The sequence below is a fragment of the Arenicella sp. 4NH20-0111 genome, assembly GCF_040366405.1.
Taxonomy (GTDB): domain Bacteria; phylum Pseudomonadota; class Gammaproteobacteria; order Arenicellales; family Arenicellaceae; genus Arenicella.
In genome coordinates this window covers 260,180-266,283 of sequence record NZ_BAABWF010000007.1, presented here as the reverse complement: position 1 = coordinate 266,283, position 6,104 = coordinate 260,180, and the positions used below count along the sequence as shown (strand labels likewise).

General features: G+C 41.7%; 3 protein-coding genes. 1 reads left to right on the top strand and 2 read right to left on the bottom strand.

Translation table 11 applies throughout. The features are described 5' to 3' along the window. Positions 1 to 12: 12 nt before the first annotated feature. Together ABWW54_RS15275 and ABWW54_RS15270 are read right to left on the bottom strand one after the other, a co-directional pair. Positions 13 to 3,336, bottom strand: a complete 3,324-nt coding sequence (locus ABWW54_RS15275) for a hypothetical protein (RefSeq protein ID WP_353413482.1) — start codon at positions 3,334 to 3,336, stop codon at positions 13 to 15. Between the two features lie 13 nt (positions 3,337 to 3,349). Continuing rightward, the gene (locus ABWW54_RS15270) at positions 3,350 to 4,300 is read right to left on the bottom strand and encodes a hypothetical protein (RefSeq protein WP_353413480.1); all 951 of its coding nucleotides are present in this window, start codon (positions 4,298 to 4,300) and stop codon (positions 3,350 to 3,352) included. A 692-nt stretch (positions 4,301 to 4,992) separates the two neighbouring features. On the opposite strand from ABWW54_RS15270, the gene ABWW54_RS15265 reads away from it, so the two are divergent. Further along, complete coding sequence (locus tag ABWW54_RS15265; RefSeq protein ID WP_353413478.1) at positions 4,993 to 6,066, top strand: ComEC/Rec2 family competence protein; 1,074 nt, start codon at positions 4,993 to 4,995, stop codon at positions 6,064 to 6,066. The last annotated feature ends 38 nt before the right edge of the window (positions 6,067 to 6,104 follow it).

Below are 6,104 nucleotides of genomic sequence, written 5' to 3'. Positions count from 1 at the left end.
AATCATGCTTAACTAATGGGTCACAACAATGTCGTCAATAAAGATTTGCTGTCGCCAGTTTCGTGCCCAAGAATCCCAGGTACCAATTTGCAGGCGCACTTTTTTAACACCCTTAACATAAGGCGAAAAATCATGCTCGAACTGCCGCCAACCAGAATCTTTACTGTTTGGATAATTAACGCAAAAACCTTTCAAAATCTGTAAGCTCGTCGCGTTCAATACCGTGATGCAGCGATGCGTTACCTTGCTTAGTCCAACGTAATCACTTCGTGCGCGGGTCCAACCACTGACCTTAAAAACATCATCTTCATTATCAAAATCCTTGTAATGAGCGACTTCAAGCCCTCGGGTTACCTGCGGGTTACAAGCTGCATCCGGTTGAACCGAGGTATCCAGCTTCTCTCGAACCACGATACTTCCTGGTGTGCCGGGGCCACTGAGCAATCGCTTTTGCTCATAGTTAGTACACAGTGGCCGTTTCCAACCGTCAAATGAGGTGCTGAAGGTAGACTTGCTTTCCGATCGGCGCAGCATCAACATGTTTATGGCCGAAGACACCGCCGCTGCTTTGTTGGAGGCTCTGTGGCTTTCAAGTGGGCTGCCCAAGGAACAGTTATTGGTCACACTCACTTCATTTGCGACTGGTGTTAAACACACTCCTATATATTTCCCTTGATTCACCAAACTTGACGACAATGATCGAGTGAGTGTGGCCGTTGAATAGGGCGCTATACTGCCTATGGTAAAGCTGTTTAGCAGTTGATCACTGGCCGTGATGGCTTCATCATTGGATACATAAAATCTCGCCGTGCTCGCGGCTGATGACCCCGCCCCAATATTGCTGAGGCTGGCGCTGACAGAGAATGGCTGATTGGCTGTGAGAATGCGATCGTTCAACCTAACCCCTGATGAGGTTAAATCAGGTCTTGAGACTTCGAGAAGAAGATCTTGCACCCCCCATTGCTCAAACAGTTCGCCTTGCCACGTAGAGCTCGGTGTTCGTTGAACAAACTCGATTTGGTTCAGCCCTTCTTTTAGTAAGGTCTGCGGAATTTGAAAGGTTTTATTCGTGCCTAATGACGTAACTAAGCCCGCATCAAGCGCTCCGAGCAGTGTTCCATTGACGAACACTTGAGTTTCGTCGTTTCGATCAACACCCCAGCCTCGCACACTCAAGCCGTAGTCATTTTGGACGGAGGCTAGCGTGAAATTGGCTCTTAGACCTGTGTATCGGCTCGGCGTTTGTTGGTACCCAAAACGAGTCGGCATGTTGGTGCCGATGGTAAGGTCAATGGGCTCTAAGTACTCAATAGAAATGCCTCGAATGCCCCACACCGCATTGGTGCTGGTATCGCGTGGAGAAAATTCAACGACATTGTTACCGCCGATTAAGTCATTTCGATTAACAATGAACTCGTAAGACCGTTCTTCTGAACCATAATAGTTTTCGGTTTGTAAAACCAGTTTTCCATTCACCCTCACATAGGTGCTATTGTCGGTGGCCGCTGTGTCTCCCGAACGTGTGGTGAAACTGACTCGCAGATCACGCTGTACGGTATTGCCTGAGTACGTGCTTGGCGTCGGAGCAACTGACGTGGCCAAGGAAAACTCAAACGGCACACTTGAAGTTTTGTCCTTTTCATAGCCATTACCAAACGCGTCATTGCTGCCAACTAACCGATCATCATTGTCTGGCAGCGGGGGGAAGGTTTGGCTGACCTTAAGGCAGCTTGCGTCTCTGATGCCTTCTTCAATTTTAAGCCCCGTAATACCCCATGTTTCACCACTTCTCTTCAATCGTAATTTAACCGTATTAACTTCAAATTCAAGTAAATCAGCGGCATCGATACAGACGGTTTGCTTTACACCTAGCTGGTTAGATGGGGTGGTATCTACGAAGCCATATGGTTTGTCATTCACAAAGACTGCTAATTCGTCTCGGTCATCTATATCGAATGGGTTAAACGAAAATCGCGCGACTCGATCCTGAGTTTTAAAAATTGACCTTTCTTTTTCTTGATTAAACAGACCTGAAAACTCTGTAACACTAAAGTAGGAAAGAAGGCCGTTTTCATGCTCACTCGTGCCGTAGTTCCAGCCGTACTTTTCCTCGTCAACTAGATCGACCTCAAGGCCTAGCCATCGTCTCCATAATTTATCCTCAAGAAGATCCTGAGCGTCGTCAAAGTCGGGCTTAAATAATTCATAACGAACGATAACAGTACCGCCTTGATATCGTCGATTTCCTTGGATTCGAGAAGATGTTGATCTGAGGGCGTTTAGAACTTCATTCCTAGATCTATGTGGGTTTCTTGAAATTAGTTCTACAGCATATGCTGCGATTTTGGGGGTAGCGAAGGAGGTACCACGCGTAAGCCCACCTGTGACCGGATGGCGAGCATAATAATTATCAGCAAAGTCGATTTGTCCGCTAATTGCTCCTTGAGCTACGTTTTCATTATTTAATCCCGCAATAGCTATTGTCGTAGAAAGACATGCAGGAAAAGGCAATTGGCCATTATCTAACTCGCGGTTTCCATTATTTGTAGGATAGTCAGCCCCTGCATTATTGTCTGTACCAGCGAACACCAATATTCCTTCTTGATTCAGTCTCTTGATAGATTCAGCGTAACGTCTAAGAACCCCACTATTTACATGAGGGTGAGCATCGCAGGGAGCTGTATACCTTCTATCAATCTTATCCGGTTGTAGCGGGTTAGGCTTGATGATATGGCTTAGGCTAACGACTTTGATATCACTTCTAGGAACATTTCCTGTAGATAGATCTTCAAGTGCATCAGCAACTAAAACAGGGGAGCCGGTTATTTTTACTGAGGTAGCTGCAACATAATCTGGTTCAAAGAAGTTATTGATGCCCAGAATCGATTGATCGTGAGCATGCCACTGTTTAACATTGGGTGAAGTTAGATCTGTAATAATCCCCGCTATCACCGTTTGGTGAGGGAGAGTTTCCACAATTAAAGGTTCAATGAGACCATCGCTACGTTTCTTGGCTGCAGGCAAATCCGAATTCCTTAAGACACTAGTACCCAGAGCGTGAGAAACGTTGGTATATCCTATAGCGCCTTTGCTATTACAGAGCGAAGCATATGAATAGAACCAAACGAGGCTATGAGTAGAGTTGTTTGTGTCAGTTTGGCGAGGCTCCTTGTCATCTCCAAATACCGAGTAGCAGCTTTCTTTGAATAATCGCCCTGATTTGCGCAATTGATTTGCATAGTCTTCTTCCAAACCGCTATCAATCACATAAATATTGGCCGCATGAAGCTCTAAGCAGACACAAAGCGTCGCTAAAATAACGAAATACTTTTTCATTGTAATTAGCCGTCTATAGTACGGACCCAGTGCTTAAAAGGCTAACACGATTGTCTTTATACATTTCTTCTACATGACTTTGAGTGGTTTTTATCGTGGCATAAGCTGCTTTTACTGAAATAGTCTTAAACTTATATTTCTCCCACGAAGATAAGAAGTCGTTTGCCATATTGTTGTGCATGACGACCCATTCATTATTGAACGGCCTTCGTTTATAAAAATCATCCGACCATGAAAAATCAACTCTCACTAGTATTTCGTCTTGCTCTTGAAACTTGCTGATCAGCTCCGCATACCAACCTTTTTTTAGAACTTCTTTTTCGACAACTAATCCTTTTTTTTGTGGCAATATTCTACCTTTTGGAGAGTAGATGGATATAAGTGTAGCTCCTGATTTGCTAGAACTTGATAGTGGGAAAACATCTAAAATAGATTCTTCTTTTGCTAACTGAAGTACTTCACTTTGGGTTAGTCCCACCGATATTTCTTGATATTCCATGTCAGATGAAGGGCTTTCGATATGAGACAGAAAACTTAGTTTTCTATTCGAATTGAACCTAGCAGGTCCGCCTTTTGATTTAAGCTTATCACTTAAAATTTCTTTAACTTTATTTATTCCAATATCTTCCTTGTCTACATTTGATGAGAGAAGTTTAGCAAAAAACCCCTGAGGTTGTCTTAACTCATCTGTTACTTCGATGAGAATTCGATTTTCTAAAACCTCAGCATCTGTGTTGTATGAAAGGTTAATTCGATCCACCTTGTATGCGTCATATTCGTCTTGAGTCATTGATTTAATCTTCTCTACTAGAACTTGGTATTTCTTTTCGTGTTCCAGATGAAGTCTTTTTAAGAAGCTAAGGTTAGAATGCGTTTCATCAGCGTAAGCTATAGAAATAGACAAAATACTAATCAAAGACACAATGCAGAAAAGAGTTAACTGATTTAACCTGAAACGTTCCATTACATACTCCAGAATGAACTTAAGCCTATTTAGGCTTTTAGCATAAACATAAATTTGGATTGAAAAATACATGCATCAACAATACTCAATACGTGCCCATATTTTAACTGGGCTATAAAAGACGAGATCATCAATTATTTACTACACTATAACCAAGGCATTGTAAGTTCAAAGACGTAAGCTATCAATCGTCGTGCCAGGTTAGAACAACAACGGGAATGATGAGTAGGGATTTAATATTCATGATGTTTTCCATATAAAAAGTGCGTTTCCATTATATCGTTTTAGTAGGTTTCTATCTTTACTTAAATGGTATGGAATGTGACTTACAACACTATAACCATTTTGTAGTAAGTGACGTGATCTAAGCTAATACGAAACAAGGATTTATCGCCAATAGAAAGACACCAAAATCTCGGGGTAGTGTATTAAGTGAAGCTGTCTGCTTATTGCCCTTGTATGCACTTTTGGCATAAGCCGCTTATTTAGAGTCACTTAACGAGGCTCTAAATTGGGTAGAATTATTAGCGGGCCCTACTATTAGGTTGCTCTTTTTAGCAATACAGTCTTCGCCAATACTTGGCGCGCTTTAAACGTTATGTGGAAATTAATTGCCTTGACAGCTTTAGCCTAATGTTGACATCTTTTCTGGTTCATTGCAGAGGCCATGGCGTGCTGTGAAGGGGAGGTTTTTGACTCATTCTCAGTTTAAATCGACTAACGCAAAAACGTCTTATATAATCAGCCAACCCAATATCCTTTTCAAAGACATTTTATTTTCGACCTTGTTTTATCGAGCCTTTAAAGTAATTTTTATGTCGATTAGTGTGTTTTATGTCGGCTCTCTATCCGCCAAATCTGCACCAGTCTGGCATATGATTAATTGCAATACCATTACACAGGGCGATTGTCATTTGCTTGAAGATAACTCTGTCTATACGCTTATTGATGTGGGAGAAGCAAGAGTGGCTCAAAATACTCTTATTCCATATTTGTCTAATAAGGGAATAGATGTTATCGAGCACCTTTTCATTTCACACCCTCATACAGATCATTACGGTGGTCTGGAGTCCTTAGCATTAGCGGGAATTTCAGTTAGAAATATCTATCATAATGGGCTGCCAAAGGACGTATCTGATTTTAATTATAAACCCGAGATTTTCAATAAATTACTTGACTCTTACAAAGCTAATGGCACACAAATTATAGACGTTAACAAAGGCTTTACTCTTAATTTGCCGAATTCTAGGCTTTTTGTCTTGGATGCAAAGAAAGAAAGGCAAAAAGATGTGAATGATTATTCCATTCAAATGGCTTGGGATGCAGGTGGGTACAGGAGTTTATTTACTGGTGATTTGAATAATAATCTTGGCTCTAAACTCGCCCATAACCCTGAATATCAAGCCGATATTCTTAAGGTCCCCCATCATGGAGTCAAAGGTATTGCCCCTGATAGTTTTTTTGACAACGTTGGTCCGAGTCTATTGATGGTTCCCTCGACAAGGGCGTTGTGGTATCACCCTAGAGGAGTACAAGTAAGGAATTGGGCTATTAAAAACTGGGATGAAAAAAACACCCATGTATGCAATAACGGCTTCAATGGAAGTGTGAGGATATATTTTTATGAGAGTTATCTAGATCTTGATCCAGAAATACCAAACGGTACTTGCCCGAGGATTAAATGGAAATTAAAGCCCAAGGTAACGCCAGTGTTGTCAGCGAAAAAGGTTTCTTTATCTCAGATCAGTCTTTTGCTTGATGATTGAACAATTGCGATGTTTTCATTTGTCTTCAGGCTCGGTTT

Excerpts from the sequence above, each read along its gene's own strand:
- ABWW54_RS15270 (WP_353413480.1), bottom strand. The coding sequence starts at position 4,300 with ATGGAACGTTTCAGGTTAAATCAGTTAACTCTTTTCTGCATTGTGTCT.
- ABWW54_RS15275 (WP_353413482.1), bottom strand. The coding sequence starts at position 3,336 with ATGAAAAAGTATTTCGTTATTTTAGCGACGCTTTGTGTCTGCTTAGAG.